Genomic DNA, 17,909 nt, shown 5'->3' on the forward strand with positions numbered 1-17,909 from the left:
TCCTTTTTTCTGCCGTTCAGGTGCTTGCCGTAAAGCACCTGAGCGGTTTTTTGGTCTACCCGAGCAGTTTTCCGACTGACCTGAGCGATACTTTTCTCTAGGAATATTAACTTCCCACGTTTTTTTGATTCCAAAGGAGTTTCTACATTAGAATCGTTGAATGGAAAGACAGCTTGAATGCTTGAATACCTTATTGACGTTTCATCCACTCGCAAAGTGCATGTACTGTTCCTCTATTTTTGGCAGGTGGATACTGATGAGCATAGCGAAGATCATACCATGTTTCATATGTTTTATTAGCATCCTTTAAATAAAATTCTAACTGTCTTGCATGTTCAATATCTACATTTTCATCAAGGTAGCCATGAATAATAAGGACTGGAGCTGTAATGTGCTCTACCTCAAAAAGTGGTGTTCGAGCATCATAAGCTTCTGGTACACGATTAGGCGTCCCTCCAATAACACGCTTCATCATCCTACGCATATCTGTCCGCTCCCAATATGTAGCTGTTGCGTCAGATACTCCTGCCCATGTCACAACGGATGTAATATCTCTACGTAAGATTGCCGTCCAAAGTGCCATAATACCACCACGTGAAAACCCAAAAACATGAATATTATCATTACAAAACTGTTTTAGTACGTCTACTGCGTATACAGCATCATAACGATCAGCTCCTGCAAACTCATCTCGACCTTCTCCACCTCGATTGCCACGGTAATATGGGGCAAAAACGATAAAGCCTTGAGCTGCAAACTGTGCGACACGCGAAGGTCTAACCATGCCAATGCTTTGCATGCCTCCCCGCAAATATAAAAAGCCATCATATGTACCTTCTGCCTTAGGCTCCGCTAGTAAACCCTTTATACGTAAACCATGTGACATATACGTGATTTCCGTTAAACGAATAGCTGGATTAGGCGAAGGATAAGGTCGTTTTCCAACGATCTTACCATTGGTCATAATGCTTCAACTCCTCCAGCATTTTCTGCATACCTGCATCCTTCATATGAAAGCTTAAATTTGGATGATGAGCAAATTCTTCATCCGTTAGCCAAGTCATCCCTGAAGTTTCTAAATCAAATTCAATGTCCTCCTGCCCCACAAATTGCGCAGTAAAGACCGCTTTACAAAATAAGATGTCATCATGAACGGCGTATTCTGCAAACCATTTAAGATTTTTTACATGAACACCAGTCTCCTCGAATACTTCCCTAATTGCTGCCTGCTCTAATGTTTCCCCAGGTTCTTGCTTTCCACCTGGAACTTCTACACCACGGCGTTTATGAATTGTACATAACCACTTTTTTTCATGCTTTAATAAAACAAGTACATGCTTAGGTTCAGTGTCCAATTCGCCTCTAACAAAACTTAAGTCCACTCTTAAACCATTTAAATCTGTAAATGTGAACATGCTCTTCAACTCCTTTTTTCGTTCTTCAGCGTTACGATGATGATCTTTTATTTCACTATAGTGTAATCATATAGCTACAATCAACAAATAAAATCACTAATATTAAACTCCTATTAATCGGTGCAAAAAGGATTTTTTAATAGAAAGTGATACCGCTTCTAATACTATGTTTATTCGATTACAAACAGCAACAGCTCACCAAATTGGAATTTCTCCACTGCTAGCTGCTAGTGCTCAAAATGTGAGCTCTTCTTTATGACAATGGTTAATCCATCAAGAGTTGCTCTTAGTTGTTCAGTTTGTAAAATTAGCTTTCATCAATAAAAAAAGAGTCACTGATGTTTTTCAGTGACCCTACCTTTACACACGTTTATTGAAGTAAGGAAGCTGTTCCACAAATGCCTTCGTATCCGCATCCCCATACTCATGAACAAGTGCATAGATTTTTTTTAATCGCAAATCAATTTCATCATTTTCTCTATCAAGATGATATTGTATATATGGCAATTGCGCACGCCATGCATTCGAAATTTCTAACATCTGCATTTGTTGAAAAATCTTTTCAAAAACATCTAATGCTTGGCGATCTAGATTAAGTTCAAAGTTCCACGGTCCTGCATATGGATTTGTATAATAAGTTCTATTGGCAAGTGAAAAATATACACGCTGACGATCCATCTCTACAAAACACTCCTTTTACCATAGTATGGTGGTAAAAGTACTGTTTTATTCGCTGGAATGTCAAACTTCCTTCACAACTAAGTAATATTATCTAATTTATAATAGGTAATGATGAATAAGGAACGGAGTGAATGCCATGAGTTTAATCACGCTTTTAATTGTAGCAGCGATTATTGTTATTTTAGTAACGGTCGCGACTATTATTAGTGTCAATCGTGCGTATGCTTTTAAACATACAGTTGATGAAAAACCACAGCAAAGCTTTCAACAAGATGATGACTAGTTCAATTTCTACATTTTTTTAAGAGATTCTTTTATAATATTATTATCAAATAGAATTTGGAGTGAACGCAATGGGAGTACCATTACCAATAATCATTATGATCGCAATGATGATGCTTATGTTTGGCGTTTCTGTCATTGTTTTGTTGAAGAAAAAAAGCAATTTCTTTACACAAACTATCGATGCTAAGCCTAAGCAAATTAACGCTCAACAAAAGGATAAACAAATATGAAATATCCCTTTATATGGCTCATTAAGTTTTACAGAAAATTTATATCACCCATGACTCCGCCATCTTGCCGCTTCCATCCTACTTGCTCCTCCTATGGACTTGAAGCTTTTCAAAAACACGGTGCCATTAAAGGATTCTATTTAACGATTAAACGTATATCAAAATGCCAACCATTCCATCCAGGTGGCTTTGATCCAGTACCTGAAAAATGGCCTTCGAAAAAGAATTAATTTTCGAGGGTCATTTTTTCTTGTACTTTTTTCAGATGTGCGTTATTATAGGAACTGTTCTAAAAAATAAATCGTAATGGTTACTATTTGAAAGAGGTATGCTATAAGATGAAAAAAGTACTTTTGTTATTTTTAGTTGCAGTCCTTGCCTTATTTACTGCTGCCTGTGGGAATAAATCAACAACATCCAAACAGTCAGAGACAAAGGATAAATTAACAATTTACACAACTGTTTATCCATTAAGTTATTTTGCACAACGTATTGGTGGCGATTTTGTAGAGGTTTCTTCTATTTATCCTGCTGGTGCCAATGAGCACACATTTGAGCCAACACAAAAGGATATGATGAAATTAGCAGATGCTAATATATTTTTCTATATCGGCTTAGGGCTCGAAGGCTTTGTTGAAAATGCTAAAAAAACTCTAGCTAATGAAAATGTAACAATGGTGGCTACTGCAGACCAGGTCTCAGATGAAAAATTGGCTGTTAGCACAGGTCATGCACATGATGATGAAGAGGAAGCACATCATGATCATGAAGACGGACACGATGATCATAATCACGGTAATGTAGATCCACATGTTTGGCTATCACCAACTATCAGTCAAGACTTAGCACTTTCCATTAAAAACACTCTAGTTGAAAAAATGCCAGAACAAGAAGCTACATTTACAGCTAACTACGAGGCATTGGTAAAAGAACTACAAGGTTTAGACAGCGAATTTAAAACAATGGCTGATAAAGCGCAAGAGAAGACGTTCTTCGTATCACATGCAGCATTTGGCTATATCGCAGGGCAATATGGCTTAAAGCAAGTTCCAATAGCCGGTTTAAACTCACAAAATGAGCCTTCTCAAAAAGAACTTACGGCGATTGTTGATAAAGCAAAAGATTTGCATATTCACTACATTTTATTCGAGCAAAATGTCTCTTCTAAATTAGCCGAGGTTATCCAAAAAGAGGTTGGAGCAGACTCTCTTATCTTGCACAATTTAAGCGTTTTAACAGCGGATGATGTGAAGAATAATGAGACTTACTTCACCCTTATGAAGAAAAATATTAAAACTTTAAATACTGCCTTAAACGCTCACAAATAAATGAGTAAGGAGGTGCCCCGACAATCGTATGGGGCACCTCCTTTATTATGACGTACTTTTCTTGTGGCATTCTTTTTTCCGTTCTATAAACACTTATTAGCCCTTTTTTCTTAAGCAAAGTATTTTGTACTATCTTTCGATTAGCGTTTACTTCAGCTACATTACCTACTAAAATGATTGGTTCCCATTCATTTAGATGCACCTGAACAGGATTATCGCTTTTATGACCTTTTAAAAGCAGTCTAGGCTGTTCTATTAATTGTTTAACTATATGTTTATTTTTACTTAAAACGGACAGTCCTTCATCAAAGGTAAAACGACCATCCATTATTGGTTTTGTAAGAACTTCAACCTTACTCATTTTTTGTAAATCAATATAGGCTTCGCTTGTAGTAGCTGGGAAACTCGTATAGTCCCAAGAGTGATCCTGTGCTAATTGGCGATCAGAAACTAAAAAATAATTATAAAGTACCTCACCCTTACGATCAGGCAATGGATCATCCCACGTAACATCGATATGATACCATGCATTATCAAGCTTCACTAAGACCCAGGCGTGTAGCTGTTCCTCTACTTTTCCTGGAACATATTGTACCTCAAAGCCTAGCATCTCTAGCATTCGATAAAGCACTAAAGCATATGCCTGACAAACTCCCTTGTTTTCCGTAAGCAATGTGTAGGGAGAATATTGACTTCCTTTCGTTTCCTTTGAATATTCAGTAGATAGAACGATAAAATCATGTGCAGCCTGTATTTTCTGCAATTCACTTAATCCATGCATAGGTGCAATAATATTCGCCAAAGTTTGTTCTACAAATGCCTCCTCTTCCTGTGAAATATGATAGGTAAACTCAAATGTAATGACAATATTATTGGCATAACCGTCATATTTCCATTTAAAACTAGAAATATTGGCGTAAATATATGGATCCTGAATAGCATGTTTGATTAGCTCAGATAGTTCATCTTTTATTGCGGATGTATTACCAGTATAACGAATGTCAAATTCAGTAGATAATTGCATGACTTGTTTTTGAATTAGATGTTGTAGTGATTCTATTGAATTGGCCGTTGCAATATTCTTTTGTTCATAGTTTGCGAATACTTGCACATGACTCATTTGTAGAACAAATAATATAATGACAACATTATATATATATTTTCTCATATGAGTCATTCTCCTTTACTAACTAGTTTATGCCTGTCATTTCTTATTATGTTAATGAATGATTAATTTAATCCTAAAAGTTTACTAAAAATGACTCTTAAAACGAATAAAAGAAGCCTTCTTATAATGAAGGCTTCTTTCTAGTGGTGAAAAAAACTATTATTTCAATGAAATTGGTGTTGCACTTCGGCAAAACAAGTGGTTGATTTCCGTTCCGACTGGGCGCTTTGTTGTTACTGTCGCTTCGCTTTCGCACAGATAAAACATTTGCTGCCGCTACGTTAGCACTACGCTTTCGCACAGAGCAAAGCTTCCTGGGGTGAGCCGCTTCGCTACGCTGCAGGGTCTCGGGCCAACACGATGTTGGTCACGAAGGCGTTATTACAGGACGTGATGGTTTTAGCCTTCGTTCCTCTATTTGCTAATCCCCAAGGAGTCGCCCAGTCTCCACTCCAATCAACTAAATCACTTAGTAAATCACTCTAATATATTGTGATAAAAAACGAAACTTCAGTAACAAGGTTTTTGTTCGAAAGCGAAGCAGCAAAAGTAGATGCACAATAACCCAACTGATATAAGTCAATTCTGTTCGAAGATGGAAAGTTTTGAAGTGCATACAACTTTATAAAAGTTCTACACTATTGTTGATTGGAGTGGAAGACTACTCGACGCTCGCAAAAGGAACGCGAGTAGCCTGGAACGGAAATCATTCTCATTTAAGCGCCTAAACATTCATAATCATTTTGTTATTCCTTTATTAATTTTCTACGAAGTAGCTTGTTGGCGCCGTTTCGTGGGAGCTCGTCCGTAACAATAATTTCTTTTGGTATTTTATATTTCGCAAGCTTCTTTTGACAAAATGCTTGTATTTGCTCTACCTGTGCTTCTTCTTTTAATACAACAAAGGCGATTGGTACCTGTCCCCACGCATCATCATCAATGCCGCATACTCCCGCTTCCTTAACAGCCGGGTGTGTAAGTAGTACATTTTCGATTTCAGCAGGATAAATATTTTCGCCACCTGAAATAATTAAATCCGCCCGACGATCAATGACAAATAAATAACCTTCTTCATCTATATAACCAATATCCCCAGTATGGAGCCAGCCATCAATCGTTGCACCTTTTTGGGCAAAACGACCAATGTACCCCGGTGTAACATGTGGGCCACGTATGCAAATTTCTCCTTCACCCTTGTCATTCGGCTCAGCAATGCGAATTTGATTAAAAAATAATGGTTTTCCCGCAGAACCAATTTTTCGCATCGCATCTTCATTTGCTAATGTTGCAGTTTGTGACGAAGTTTCAGTCATACCATACGTTTGAGCTACAGCTAAATTTAATGCATGAGCTCTCTTTAAATAATCTACTGGCACGGGTCCACCACCCGCTAGCATCATTTTAAATTTCGGTGAAGCTTGCGCGTTTTTCTGTTCAAGGGTATGTAGAATCCTTTCCAATGTGACAGCGACTACTGACATATGTGTAACCTCGCCATCCATTATATTTTTGGAAATGGCTGCTGCATCAAACTGATCATATAAATGCACTTTATTACCATACAACAGTGAGCGCACTAAAATAGAAAAGCCACTAATATGAAAAAGTGGTACAGCACATAACCAAGTATCATCCACATGCAAACCTATATTTAAAACGGAGGCCGTTGCACTTGCCTGGTGATTTCCAACAGTTTGACAAACGCCCTTTGGAAAACCAGTCGTACCAGATGTATACATAATCGATGTTGTTTGGTTTAAAGACCATTCTTTCGTAATATCAATAGCCGCTTCTGTATTTTTTTCTATAGTAGAAAATAAAAAATAAGATGTATGTGATGGTAATTTTTCTATATCCTCATCTGCAATTAATACCGCCACAGCCCCTGAATCCTCTAGCTGATAGGCAATTTCATCTTGTGTTAGCCTACGATTTAGCATGACCATTTCACATTGTAAATGCATACACGCGTACATCATAATGACAAGGGAAGGCTTACTCGGCCCCATTATGGCAATACGGTCCCCTTGCTTAATATCCAGTGCTGTAAGTTGACGAGCACGTTTTAAAGATAAATCATTTAATTCTTGAAATGTCCAAGTCTGCCCATTATATGTTAAACCGTTTCGTAAAGGTGTTAAATACGCTCGCTGTAAAATCCAATTTAGATACATCTCGTAATTCCTCCAATCAGCCTTAATCTTACCGTTTTATCGCATCATCCGTCTATTTGTTAGTTTGACGAGGTAATCCGTTGCTTTGACATGTCTATTCGGTGCTCTGACACGGTGTTCCGCTGCTAAAGTAGGCTTTTCCGCCGCTAAAGCACGATGTTCCGCCGCTAACGCAGGAGGTTCCGCCGCTAACGCACGAGGTTCCGCCGCTAAGCCATAACTTTCCGTCGCTCTAGCAAGTCTATCCTTCTCGCTCCTTTAGATATACAAAAAGCTCGTATCTCAGTAAGATACGAGCCGTTCAACGTTTCAGATAATCAAGGGAATCTTGGGAATTGACCGAAATCTGGTTGACGTTTTTCTTTGAATGCGTCACGACCTTCTTTAGCTTCATCTGTTGTGTAATAAAGAAGCGTAGCGTCGCCAGCCATTTGTTGAAGACCTGCTAAACCGTCTGTATCTGCATTCATTGCTGCTTTTAAGAAGCGTAGAGCAGTTGGAGACATTTCTAGCATTTCTTCACACCATTGTACAGTTTCATCTTCTAATTGCTCATAAGGAACAACTGTGTTAACTAATCCCATATCAAGTGCTTGTTGTGCATCATATTGACGGCAAAGGTACCAAATTTCACGCGCCTTTTTATGACCGATAATACGTGCAAGATAGCCTGAGCCATAACCAGCATCGAATGAACCAACTTTTGGTCCAGTTTGTCCAAAGCGAGCGTTGTCAGCAGCAATTGTTAAGTCACAGACAACGTGTAATACGTGTCCTCCACCGATTGCATAACCTGCAACCATCGCTACTACAGGTTTTGGAATAACACGGATTAAACGTTGTAAATCAAGAACGTTTAGACGTGGGATCTCATCTTCACCAACGTAGCCGCCATGACCGCGTACTTTTTGGTCTCCACCTGAACAGAAGGCATGCTCACCTTCACCAGTTAAAATGATAACCCCTACATTTTTATCATCACGTGCACGTGAAAAAGCATCGATCATTTCCATTACCGTTTTTGGTCGGAATGCGTTGCGCACTTCTGGACGGTTAATCGTAATTTTTGCGATACCGTTATAGAACTCATACTTAATGTCTTCATAAGTATGTAAACTAGTCCATTGACGTGTCATTGAATTGCCTCCTAATAATTAAATTCGCCTCGTTCAAAGTCGAGGCGATAACGTAAAAATAACATTACGTTAAATACTCCTCTACTATTGTAGCAAACTCAGCGGGATTTTCCACATGAATTGCATGTCCTACGTCATTTACTGTCGTATGCTTGGCATTTTTTAATAACGCTTTCATTTCTAGTGCGATTTTACAAAATTTCTCATCGAGTGAGCCTGTCATTAAAAGAACAGGAAATTCAAGCTGATCCAATGACATCCAATTCGATGGCTGACTGCCTGTACCAATCCCTCGTAAGCTACCTGCCAAGCCTTCCTCTTTCTGAGAAAGTCGCTCTAACCGAATCGCTTCTTGTACACTGTGCGGTAAACGCTTTTGAGATTCAAACAAAGGAATGTTCTCCCATGCATTAACAAATGATAACAAACCGTTATTAATTATTTTTTCAGCTAAAGCGTTATCCCTTACACAACGTTCAGAACGTTCCCCTGCAGTTCGTAAACCTGGCGAAGCACTTTCTAAAATTAGCTTTTCAATGCGTTCAGGGTAGGAGATCGCATACGATAATGCAACTCTCCCACCCATTGAATAGCCTAGCAACGTAAATTTCTTAAGCTCTAATTGGCAAAAAACTTCCTCTAAATCTTGGATTTGCTCTTGCATAGAGAAACGGCTAATTTGCTGAGGTATAGCGGTTTGACCATGTCCCATTAAATCAATGGCAATAACTCGTACACTAGGTAGAGCTTGCGCTAAATTCCGCCATGTAGCCGTACTACCTGTAAAACCATGCAATGCAATGAGCGTTTGCTCCGCTTCTTCATTCCAGATTTCCACGTTCGTTTCAAGCCCTCGAATCATTAGCTTTGCCATGCTTTTAACCCCCCATTAATGCGGTTCCACAGTGCCCGATGCGCATATACATTTTCCTCTCGGTTCGTGAAAATTTCGATTAAGCGCATTGGTCGTTTCTTCATAGTAGTAAACTTTACTGATAGCTCTGAAATATCGTCTACGCGTATATAGTCCATTCCGTACATGTTGGCAATATCATAAAATTCTAGGGCTGTTGGTGTCCCGAACAAATCTTCATAATGCGCCTCGACTGTAGCTTGTGGTAAATAAGAGAAAATACCACCGCCATCATTATTCATAACGATTATTGTCAAATTGCATTCCTGGTATCTTGAAGCAATGAGACCGTTGACGTCATGTAAAAAGGCTAAATCGCCAATAAGCAAGTAGGTTTCGCGGTTATTTCCTTGACTAAAGCCCATTGCGGTTGATACGACGCCATCAATACCATTTGTACCACGATTCGCAACAATACGAAGATCCTTCGGTGTCGCCATTAAAAACGTATCAATATCACGCACTGGCATACTGCTACTAACAAAAATATCACTGCCATTAGGAATCATTTTTAGTAATCGACTTACCATTGCTCCCTCATCAATCGCACCATCAGCATAATGTTCAATATACTCAAGTGCAATATCATTAGCATCCTGCCACTCAGCTAAATACTCAGTTTCTAGGGCTGTTTCAGAGATTTCTAATTGCGTGAGCCACTCACCAATACTTGCATGAACAAAATGAGTAGACACACTAGTAGAATCACGGAACATCGGATCTTCATCGACAACAATATAAGCATTTGGCTGAGATTTAGTAATAAATTGCATAATAAATTTAGAAATTGGCTGTGCTCCTAAACGTAGCACCGTATCTGGTTCAACTAATGCTTTAAAATCTTCACTCTTCATAATTGCATCGTACGTCGTGATCATATATGGTAGACAATCCTCTGGAACAGTTGACCGCATATTGGATAAACTCTCGACAATGACCGGCCATTTTAATTGGCGAATAAACTTCCATATAATAGTTAAATCCGTGCCGAGCGGTAGCTCACCAATAATAACAAAACCTCTTGTAGTTGCACTTAAAATCTTCGATAGCTCTTGTAGAGTCGCCATTGAAGGTACTAACTGGCCCATACTACTGTGCTTAAATGTCGCTTCTGGAAGTTCCTCTCGAAAATCAATCAACAAAGGTTCCCTGAACGGCACATTAATATGCACCGGTCCAAATGGTGCACTCATTGCCACCGCTACTGCACGTGCAATATGTCGCTCGATAAACGGCAATGTTGGTGCTGCATCATCTGCCAACGGGAAATCCACGCTCCATTTGACTTGCGTACCATATAAATTCGGCTGATTGATAGCCTGTGGTGCACCCACCTCTCGCAATTCATGTGGACGATCAGCTGTGATGACGATTAACGGTACCCGGGCATAGCTTGCCTCAACAATAGCGGGAAAATAGTTTGCCGCAGCTGTTCCCGATGTACATAAAAGAACAACAGGTTTTGCTGTAGCCTTTGCAATTCCTAGCGCAAAAAAGGCAGCAGATCGTTCATCAACCTGACGATACATATGGAGCTGTTTCGTTGAAGCAAATGCATAGGCTAAAGGTGTCGAACGTGAGCCAGGGCTGACAACAACGTTTTCAACACCAGCTTGCACTAATGATGCTACCATTTTATAAACATAGTCCGTTAAAATTTTCCGTTCACTCATGTAATTGTCCTCCTAGCGCACGAAGCATTGGACGGAATTTCACTAATGTTTCCTCATATTCAGATTGTGGCTCTGAATCTGCTACAATACCGCCACCAGCATATAAATAAGCTTTATCCTTAAGTAAAGCAGCCGAACGAATGGCCACTGCAAATTCCCCATTGCCGTCAGCATCTACCCAACCAATTGGAGCAGCGTAAAGTCCACGATTCATAGGCTCATACTTACGTATAGCTGTCATTGCCTCTTTCCTTGGCACACCACCTAAAGCTGGTGTTGGATGCAAAGATTTTGTCAGTTGTAATATTGTTGCCTCATTATTTAACTGACCTTCAACAGGTGTATATAAATGTTGTATATCTCTAATCTTTAGTAAGCGAGGGCCATCCGGTATTTTCATTTCTACACAATTTTCACGGAATGTTTCCGCAATCATATCGACAACATATTGATGCTCGCCACCATTTTTCGAATCATTTAATAAGCTTTGTCCATAAGCTTCATCTTCCTCTGCTGTCTTACCACGTTTAATAGATCCTGCAACACAAGATGAAAAGGCTCGTCCCTTTTCTACTTTTACAAGACGCTCAGGGGAAGCACCAAAGAACAATAATTCTTGACGTTCTAAACCAAATAAATAGCTCTCTGGCTGCTCATGAATAATTTGCGAGAGTACCTGTGGTGAAGAAACTTGTTCTTTAAATTGCAATGCTAGAGAGCGTGCAATAACGACTTTATCTGCCTTCTTCTGCTTAATCAATGCTGTTACTTGGTCAATCGAAGCTAAATACGGCTCCTTATATGGCTCAAAATAACTTGTAATTTCAGGCTTTGAATACGTTTTCACTTCTTTTACTTGAGCAGCATGAATTAAATGATCTCGCTCTTTTCGTAGCGCTTCAAATTGAGACGCTGCTTGCTCATTTTTTGAAATAAGATGAATACTTACAAACGCTTTGTCATCACGTATGACAAGCTGATAGGTTGCAAGCGCAAAATAAGCCTCTGGAAAGTCTGTCCACTCCCCAGCTACATTATTTTGTGGATCGAATGTAAATCCGCCAAACAAAATTGGCTGTAGCTCGCTTTGTCCCTTCACACAGTTTTTCGTTAAACTTTTCCATTCTGCTTCTACTGCATCGAAGCGATCATTTTTGGCGTTATTTTGAATCGTATAGGCATGTCCTAGCCCTACTAATGTCATTGTTTTTTCTCTATTTTGCCAATAAAATCGTTCACCTTTATAATGCTCCTCGCCCGCTGCATAAAATGCGAGCGCCGATAAGCGACTAACTTCAATTGTTTCCATATAAAAATGAAGGCTTTGGCCCAAAGAGTCCACTTCTACCTCTGTGGCTTGGTACCACTTCTGTTGCATGAAAATTACCTCCGTTGTTGCAATGTACATAATGAATGACGCACGGTATCTTTTGTACTCGTTCTACACTTTCAGCCATAAATATCAACTGCTTTAGCTTTTCTTTAAGACAAATTGCCAAGACTTTGCATAATGCAGTGAGCGTTTGTACTTATTTTTTTGTTAAAATAGCCGTCATTTTTTATTTGCTAGCCTATTCTTCGTACTGTTGCTATTATCTTAATGATTGTTTTCAGTTCATAAATGCATGTTCTATTGTATCATTTTTTTTAACTTCTTTCAGCAGAAGACTCCCTCCTCTATAGGTGGTGAAATGAATGCGGATTTAAGCTACTTTTCAGCGGGTGTCCAAACAGCCGCTGAAATAGAGGAACTCAGTCTAAGATCGCCACGTCCTGTGGCAACGACTGAGTGACCAACATCGTGTTGGCCTAAAGCCTCCGGCGGATGTCACGTAATCGGAAAGGAGTTCACATAGGATGTTAGCCTAAAATCATCGCATCCATGCGATAACGGCTAACTGACCTGCATCCTGTTGCTGACGCTGCGTTAGCACTACGCTTTCGCACAAAAAACATCTGCAGGCCTAAGCACAAAGCCGATTCCGGACGCAATTATGCCAAGGCATAATTGATCTGAACTGTATATAATAAGCTGTGAACCTACCCATTTTCTCATTCTTCGTATAAAATAAGAATAGTCTACAACATTTGAAGGAGAGAAAGACCTTATGACCAAAGTCATTGAAGCTGATAGGGGTTTTAAAGTTTGGTGGCATTTAACACGTCCACATACTTTAACCGCTTCATTCGTTCCAGTATTTTTAGGAACAGCGATTGCCTTAGCAATTGAAAAACAAACAATTGATTTTGGACTATTTTTTGCTATGCTCATTGCAAGTATGCTTATACAAGCAGCAACTAATATGTTCAATGAATATTACGATTACAAATTAGGATTAGACAATGAAAATTCTGTCGGTATCGGCGGTACGATTGTGCGTCACGGTGTTCAACCAAAAACAATTATGATGATTGCCTTAAGCTTTTATGCAATTGCTATGCTGCTTGGCATTTACATATGTGCTTCTACATCTTGGTGGCTTGCTGCTGTTGGGCTTGTTTGTATGCTTATTGGTTTTTTATATACTGGAGGACCTTACCCAATAGCCTATTCACCATTCGGAGAACTTGTATCTGGCGCTGTTATGGGAATGGGTATTGTCTTAATCGCTTTTTATATTCAAACGCTTACAGTAACATTTGATGCTGTTATGCTTTCAGTACCAAGTATGATTTTAGTTGGGGCTATCATGCTGTCCAACAATATCCGTGATATCGTGGGCGATACAGAGGGTGGTCGAAGAACGCTTGCTATTTTAGTAGGTCGAGACAATGCCATTTCTGTGCTGTCTGGCTTTTTTATCGTTTCGTACTTATGGGTAATCGCTCTTGTAGCAATTGATGGTATTACCTTTTGGGCTCTTATCATTTTCTTAAGCGTTCCAAAACCACTTCGTGCGATTCAAATTTTCCGCGACAAAAAAGAAGCAAAAGAAGTTATGCCTGCAATGAAATTTACAGCGCAAACAAATACATTCTTCGGCTTCCTCTTAGGAATCGGTTTATTAATTCAATATTTCTTTTATTAAGATACATCATTAAAAATGCAGCAGCCTTAACGGGTTGCTGCATTTTTAACATAGCGTCGAAAATTATTACTCGCAATACCACGAACTTCTTCGATTGAAAAATGTTCACGTAATGCTTCTAACAAATTTTGTGCCTCTCCTGCGTGTGCTAAACCTTTCACAGTAGCATCTATTCCATCGAAGTCTGAACCTAGTCCAAGGTGCCCTATCCCTACTATATTCGCCAGATGCTTCACATGCGCTACTAAATCATCCATCGTAGCATTGTCATGGATAAAAGGCGGATAATAAACGACATGAATATGGCCACCATGCTCGGCAAGTGCTTTTGCTTGAGCATCCGTTAAATTTCTTGGATGATCACAAATTGCACGTGCATTACTATGGCTCGCAATAATATGCTTAGCTAGCGGCAAGACATCCCAGAAGCTCTGTTCATTTAAATGGGAAACATCGATAATAATATCTCTCTCATTTAGCAAGTTGATAACCTCTTTACCAAATGATTTTAAACCAAGGCTTGCATCCTGTTCAGCACCGTGAGCGACAGCATTTTCTTCATTCCACGTTAGGCCAACAAGCTTTACACCTGCATCTAATATTGCTGAAAGCTTTGCTAAATCTTCACCGATTGGACCACAGCCCTCTAAGCTTAAAATTGCACCAATTTCATGCGGAGCTAAAGTATCTAATTGCGACCAATCCGTAATATGCACCATGCCCTCAGTTTGTAATACATGTGTATGGAAGGCTTCAATTTGCCGCACAGCCTCTAAAAATTGCAGGCTTTGTGGAATTTTAGGATTAATAAAAATAGCAAATACTTGTGCCTTCACCCGCCCTAATTGTAATCTCTGTTGATTGGCTTGCAAACGTACATCATCTTCAAATTTTGCCGCTTCTAAAGTTGTTAATTTCAATAGAGCATCGCAATGTAAATCAATTATGTCCATATCCTCACCCCATACAGCTATTATACTGCCTGTGAGCGAAAATGCTTACTAACTTTTATCTTGAGGTGTATCAGAAGAGCCAAACTCCTCAAGCTCTATGAAATCATCCGATTTTGGCGTAGAAGACAACACATCTTCCTCTACTGGCCTTAAATTATCTTCTTTGTGCTCTGCATGCTCAACACATGTCAATGCTTTCGGCATAGCTTCTAAGCGACCAATAGGAATCTCTTCACCACATACAGTACATTTACCATACGTACCTTCCTCCATCGCTTGTAGTGCAGCCTTTATTTCTTCAGCATCGTCACCCCGGTGCTCATCAATCGCCATTTCCGTTAGCTGATCTGTTAAATCACTCGCATTGTCAGCTGGATGATTATCATAATTAGATAGCTCTGTCGCTTGTGGACGCTCTGATTCCTCAAGTTGCTGTTCTATTTCCTGTAATTCCTGCTCTAATTGCTTTTTTAATTTTTCCATTACTTGTGGGTTCAAAAAAATCTCCTCCTCATGCCTTCATTTTTTCCTAAATTAATATTTCTAAAACATGAAAGCATGAGGAGGAATCACTTATTTTATATATTTTATCTTCATTCAGTACAATTACGCCAAGGCGAAATTGATGATGGCATCATGTAAAAATTGTGCTGCTCCTTTAGAAACACGTTCATCGTAATAAGCTGCAAAGCGGTCATCCGCTATATACATCTGAGCTATACCTGCATGTGCCTCTTTAGAGTATTGTGACCATGAAAAGCTTAGCCAACGCTTATGAAGCTCTGCTACCTCCATTGCCACATCATTATTTGTATCACCGATTTCCATCGCTTCTTTTAAACGATCAAATAATTGCTGTTCTAGCTGCTGCATTGCTTCATACTGTTCCTCTGTCATATTCATGAGCTTAGCATTCGATGCGTCCACAGTTTTGTTACCATATTTCGAACGAATTTCTTGACCATATTGCTTTTCATTTTCCTCGATTAGCTTCTCTTTAAATCCATTAAATTTCTCTTCATTTGTCATTGGTTGTTCCTCCTCAATAGATTGAATGTTTTTTTCCACTGTTTGTAATATCTTCTCCAGCTGCTTCTTGCGTGTCAGTAAAGCAGCACGGTGAGTTTTGAGTGCCTCTGTATGTTGAAAATTAGGCGCTTGAATAATTTCCTTAATGGTTGCTAGCTTCATATCTAATGCTCTATAAAATAAAATTTGCTGGAGCATATCAACTTCAAACTGTCCGTAAAATCGATAGCCCGCCTCATTCGTTCTTGCAGGCTTCAGTAATCCAATTTCATCGTAATAACGCAGTGTTCTTGTACTGACCCCGGATAATTGAGCAAGCTCTTGAATTGTATATTCCATAATATTCACCTCCACTAAAGCTACTGTAAATCTTTACGCAACGTTAAGGTCAAGAAAAAAATCAAAAAATTTGTCTCATAATGAAAAAAGCAAACTAGAACATTTTAGCCGTTAGTTTGCTCTTTCCTTCAATTAAATTTTCGCATATTTCCCATGCCACACAATATTTCTGTAGTTATCTACATCTGTGTCACCTTCAGTGTTAATAAACAATACTCGCGAATTTTCATCTATTTGTATTGTTTCCTTCAGTTCTGTATATTGCTCATTCGTCATCAATTCATAGAAACATCCAACTGGGGCAGCTCCCGATTCTCCAGCAATAATTCGTGCATCTGTTGCTAGCGGATTTCCTAGAATGCGCATACCCGTTGCTGCAACTTCTTCATCACAGCAAATACTCACCTTCGTATAAGTCTTTAACAGTTCCCAAGCTTGTGGATTTGGCTCACCACAAGCAAGACCAGCCATAATTGTTTGCATCTCTCCACCAACCGTTACAAACTGCTCAGCTCCTGCCTTAAAACTTTCATAATAGCAATTCGCTACGAAAGGCTCGACTAAGACAAATGTAATCTTTTCCTCATAATATTGTTGTAAGAAAGCTACAACTGCACCTGCAAAAGATCCGACCCCGGCTTGTAAAAATACATGGGTAGGTGCTTTTTCCAACTGCAGGGCGACTTCTTTTATTAGTGTTGTATAGCCTTGCATAATCCATAAAGGAATTTCCTCATAGCCTTCCCACATCGTATCTTGAATAACGACCCATCCATTTTCTATTGCTAGTTGTGAAGTATAACGAACTGTATCATCATAATTCATTGTCGTTATTTCAGCATATGCACCTTCATTTTTAATATTTTGGAGGCGCTCTTCTGCACTACCAGCTGGCATATAAATGCGGGCTTTCAAACCAAGCTCTCTAGCAGCCCAAGCCACTCCACGACCATGATTGCCATCTGTCGTTGAAATAAACGTTAAGTCCCCAAGCTGCTCCTTTACTTCAGATGATTTAAGCTGCTCAAACGATAGCTCCTCAATATTTCTATCTAACTTTTTAGCAACGTACTGCCCAATTGCATACACGCCACCTAATACTTTAAATGCATTTAAGCCAAATCGATAAGATTCATCTTTTACAACAATACTTTGTACCCCAACGAATGATGCAAAAGCATTTAAGCTACGTAGTGGTGTGCTTTCAAATTTCTCATATGTACGCTGAAATTTACCAACACGATTTACTTGTTCCGGTGAAAAATGACGTAGAAAAGGTGTTACTTGTTCTATGTTCTTCTGTAACAAATATTGCTGGTTGTTAGTCCACAATAAATTCCCCATACATATCCCCCTAGCTTTTGTTCTATTTTCATCTTAGCTTATAGATTCGCAAAACAAAACTATTTTACATACTTTAGTAAAAAAAGAAAAATTTGAATCTTATTGAAGGGGTTTCTCGTATATCTACTAGCATATGGCTCATCACCATAACTTGGGGTTGACCATAAAAAAATTCAATAAATTTCCATTAAAGTATAGAAAAAAAGTGAAAA

At 39.1% G+C, this 17,909-nt stretch carries 19 protein-coding genes; 6 read left to right on the top strand and 13 right to left on the bottom strand.

Going from position 1 to position 17,909, the window contains the following annotated elements; all coding sequences use genetic code 11:
* Positions 1-190 precede the first annotated feature (190 nt).
* Both AMS59_RS17835 and AMS59_RS17840 read right to left on the bottom strand, forming a co-directional pair.
* On the bottom strand, positions 191-967 hold the full coding sequence (locus AMS59_RS17835; protein WP_156304709.1) for a S9 family peptidase: 777 nt from the start codon (positions 965-967) through the stop codon (positions 191-193).
* Positions 951-1,415, bottom strand: a complete 465-nt coding sequence (locus tag AMS59_RS17840) for an NUDIX domain-containing protein (protein ID WP_053485072.1) — start codon at positions 1,413-1,415, stop codon at positions 951-953. The genes AMS59_RS17835 and AMS59_RS17840 overlap by 17 nt, the downstream gene beginning before the upstream one ends.
* A gap of 166 nt (positions 1,416-1,581) precedes the next feature.
* Here AMS59_RS17840 and AMS59_RS26415 point away from each other — a divergent pair, with 166 nt between their 5' ends.
* Positions 1,582-1,674: a hypothetical protein gene (locus AMS59_RS26415; protein ID WP_234007837.1), complete on the top strand. Its 93-nt coding sequence runs from the start codon at positions 1,582-1,584 to the stop codon at positions 1,672-1,674.
* 101 nt (positions 1,675-1,775) lie between these two features.
* Here the strand turns inward: AMS59_RS26415 and AMS59_RS17845 are convergent, their stop codons facing one another.
* Positions 1,776-2,093 (bottom strand): hypothetical protein, encoded by a 318-nt coding sequence (locus AMS59_RS17845; RefSeq protein WP_053485073.1) that lies wholly within the window; start codon positions 2,091-2,093, stop codon positions 1,776-1,778.
* Positions 2,094-2,232: 139 nt separating this feature from the next.
* On the opposite strand from AMS59_RS17845, the gene ytzI reads away from it, so the two are divergent.
* From ytzI to AMS59_RS17855, 4 genes are all read left to right on the top strand, one after another.
* Positions 2,233-2,379, top strand: coding sequence for a YtzI protein (ytzI, locus tag AMS59_RS25440; protein ID WP_156304710.1), 147 nt, complete (start codon positions 2,233-2,235; stop codon positions 2,377-2,379).
* Positions 2,380-2,449: 70 nt separating this feature from the next.
* Positions 2,450-2,611 carry a hypothetical protein gene (locus tag AMS59_RS25940; protein ID WP_199777783.1) on the top strand — a complete coding sequence of 54 codons (162 nt, stop codon included), beginning with the start codon at positions 2,450-2,452 and terminating at the stop codon, positions 2,609-2,611.
* Positions 2,608-2,841: a membrane protein insertion efficiency factor YidD gene (gene yidD, locus AMS59_RS17850; RefSeq protein WP_053485074.1), complete on the top strand. Its 234-nt coding sequence runs from the start codon at positions 2,608-2,610 to the stop codon at positions 2,839-2,841. The genes AMS59_RS25940 and yidD overlap by 4 nt, the downstream gene beginning before the upstream one ends.
* A 108-nt stretch (positions 2,842-2,949) precedes the next feature.
* Complete coding sequence (locus AMS59_RS17855; protein ID WP_053485075.1) at positions 2,950-3,939, top strand: metal ABC transporter solute-binding protein, Zn/Mn family; 990 nt, start codon at positions 2,950-2,952, stop codon at positions 3,937-3,939.
* On the opposite strand, the gene AMS59_RS17860 is transcribed toward AMS59_RS17855, so the two are convergent.
* The 6 genes from AMS59_RS17860 to AMS59_RS17885 form a co-directional block, all read right to left on the bottom strand.
* On the bottom strand, positions 3,902-5,107 hold the full coding sequence (locus AMS59_RS17860) for a transglutaminase domain-containing protein (RefSeq protein WP_082337563.1): 1,206 nt from the start codon (positions 5,105-5,107) through the stop codon (positions 3,902-3,904). The two genes, AMS59_RS17855 and AMS59_RS17860, sit on opposite strands and share 38 nt — an antisense overlap.
* Positions 5,108-5,853: 746 nt before the next feature.
* Complete coding sequence (locus AMS59_RS17865; RefSeq protein ID WP_053485077.1) at positions 5,854-7,281, bottom strand: o-succinylbenzoate--CoA ligase; 1,428 nt, start codon at positions 7,279-7,281, stop codon at positions 5,854-5,856.
* A gap of 317 nt (positions 7,282-7,598) precedes the next feature.
* Positions 7,599-8,417 carry a 1,4-dihydroxy-2-naphthoyl-CoA synthase gene (gene menB, locus AMS59_RS17870; protein ID WP_053485078.1) on the bottom strand — a complete coding sequence of 273 codons (819 nt, stop codon included), beginning with the start codon at positions 8,415-8,417 and terminating at the stop codon, positions 7,599-7,601.
* 64 nt (positions 8,418-8,481) lie between these two features.
* Complete coding sequence (menH, locus tag AMS59_RS17875) at positions 8,482-9,291, bottom strand: 2-succinyl-6-hydroxy-2,4-cyclohexadiene-1-carboxylate synthase (RefSeq protein WP_053485079.1); 810 nt, start codon at positions 9,289-9,291, stop codon at positions 8,482-8,484.
* Positions 9,279-11,003: a 2-succinyl-5-enolpyruvyl-6-hydroxy-3-cyclohexene-1-carboxylic-acid synthase gene (gene menD, locus AMS59_RS17880; protein ID WP_053485080.1), complete on the bottom strand. Its 1,725-nt coding sequence runs from the start codon at positions 11,001-11,003 to the stop codon at positions 9,279-9,281. Before menD ends, menH begins: the two co-directional genes overlap by 13 nt.
* Entirely contained in the window at positions 10,996-12,381 is a 1,386-nt protein-coding gene (locus AMS59_RS17885; protein WP_053485081.1) for an isochorismate synthase MenF, read from the bottom strand. Before AMS59_RS17885 ends, menD begins: the two co-directional genes overlap by 8 nt.
* A gap of 730 nt (positions 12,382-13,111) precedes the next feature.
* On the opposite strand from AMS59_RS17885, the gene AMS59_RS17890 reads away from it, so the two are divergent.
* The gene (locus AMS59_RS17890; protein ID WP_053485082.1) at positions 13,112-14,032 is read left to right on the top strand and encodes a 1,4-dihydroxy-2-naphthoate polyprenyltransferase; all 921 of its coding nucleotides are present in this window, start codon (positions 13,112-13,114) and stop codon (positions 14,030-14,032) included.
* A gap of 26 nt (positions 14,033-14,058) precedes the next feature.
* Here AMS59_RS17890 and AMS59_RS17895 read toward each other — a convergent pair whose 3' ends face one another.
* The 4 genes from AMS59_RS17895 to AMS59_RS17910 form a co-directional block, all read right to left on the bottom strand.
* Positions 14,059-14,985, bottom strand: coding sequence for a dipeptidase (locus tag AMS59_RS17895; RefSeq protein ID WP_053485083.1), 927 nt, complete (start codon positions 14,983-14,985; stop codon positions 14,059-14,061).
* Between the two features lie 48 nt (positions 14,986-15,033).
* Positions 15,034-15,483 (bottom strand): TraR/DksA C4-type zinc finger protein, encoded by a 450-nt coding sequence (locus AMS59_RS17900; protein WP_053485084.1) that lies wholly within the window; start codon positions 15,481-15,483, stop codon positions 15,034-15,036.
* Between the two features lie 108 nt (positions 15,484-15,591).
* A complete protein-coding gene (locus tag AMS59_RS17905; RefSeq protein WP_053485085.1) occupies positions 15,592-16,353 on the bottom strand; it encodes a MerR family transcriptional regulator in 762 nt (253 codons plus the stop codon).
* Positions 16,354-16,485: 132 nt separating this feature from the next.
* Positions 16,486-17,697, bottom strand: coding sequence for a diaminopropionate ammonia-lyase (locus AMS59_RS17910; protein WP_053485086.1), 1,212 nt, complete (start codon positions 17,695-17,697; stop codon positions 16,486-16,488).
* Between the last annotated feature and the right edge of the window lie 212 nt (positions 17,698-17,909).

The organism is Lysinibacillus sp. FJAT-14745, from assembly GCF_001275675.1.
GTDB lineage: Bacteria > Bacillota > Bacilli > Bacillales_A > Planococcaceae > Lysinibacillus.

Excerpts from the sequence above, each read along its gene's own strand:
- AMS59_RS17840 (WP_053485072.1), bottom strand. The coding sequence starts at position 1,415 with ATGTTCACATTTACAGATTTAAATGGTTTAAGAGTGGACTTAAGTTTT.
- AMS59_RS26415 (WP_234007837.1), top strand. The coding sequence starts at position 1,582 with ATGTTTATTCGATTACAAACAGCAACAGCTCACCAAATTGGAATTTCT.
- AMS59_RS17845 (WP_053485073.1), bottom strand. The coding sequence starts at position 2,093 with ATGGATCGTCAGCGTGTATATTTTTCACTTGCCAATAGAACTTATTAT.
- ytzI (WP_156304710.1), top strand. The coding sequence starts at position 2,233 with ATGAGTTTAATCACGCTTTTAATTGTAGCAGCGATTATTGTTATTTTA.
- AMS59_RS25940 (WP_199777783.1), top strand. The coding sequence starts at position 2,450 with ATGGGAGTACCATTACCAATAATCATTATGATCGCAATGATGATGCTT.
- yidD (WP_053485074.1), top strand. The coding sequence starts at position 2,608 with ATGAAATATCCCTTTATATGGCTCATTAAGTTTTACAGAAAATTTATA.
- AMS59_RS17855 (WP_053485075.1), top strand. The coding sequence starts at position 2,950 with ATGAAAAAAGTACTTTTGTTATTTTTAGTTGCAGTCCTTGCCTTATTT.
- AMS59_RS17860 (WP_082337563.1), bottom strand. The coding sequence starts at position 5,107 with ATGAGAAAATATATATATAATGTTGTCATTATATTATTTGTTCTACAA.
- AMS59_RS17865 (WP_053485077.1), bottom strand. The coding sequence starts at position 7,281 with ATGTATCTAAATTGGATTTTACAGCGAGCGTATTTAACACCTTTACGA.
- menB (WP_053485078.1), bottom strand. The coding sequence starts at position 8,417 with ATGACACGTCAATGGACTAGTTTACATACTTATGAAGACATTAAGTAT.
- menH (WP_053485079.1), bottom strand. The coding sequence starts at position 9,291 with ATGGCAAAGCTAATGATTCGAGGGCTTGAAACGAACGTGGAAATCTGG.
- menD (WP_053485080.1), bottom strand. The coding sequence starts at position 11,003 with ATGAGTGAACGGAAAATTTTAACGGACTATGTTTATAAAATGGTAGCA.
- AMS59_RS17885 (WP_053485081.1), bottom strand. The coding sequence starts at position 12,381 with ATGCAACAGAAGTGGTACCAAGCCACAGAGGTAGAAGTGGACTCTTTG.
- AMS59_RS17890 (WP_053485082.1), top strand. The coding sequence starts at position 13,112 with ATGACCAAAGTCATTGAAGCTGATAGGGGTTTTAAAGTTTGGTGGCAT.
- AMS59_RS17895 (WP_053485083.1), bottom strand. The coding sequence starts at position 14,985 with ATGGACATAATTGATTTACATTGCGATGCTCTATTGAAATTAACAACT.
- AMS59_RS17905 (WP_053485085.1), bottom strand. The coding sequence starts at position 16,353 with ATGGAATATACAATTCAAGAGCTTGCTCAATTATCCGGGGTCAGTACA.
- AMS59_RS17910 (WP_053485086.1), bottom strand. The coding sequence starts at position 17,697 with ATGGGGAATTTATTGTGGACTAACAACCAGCAATATTTGTTACAGAAG.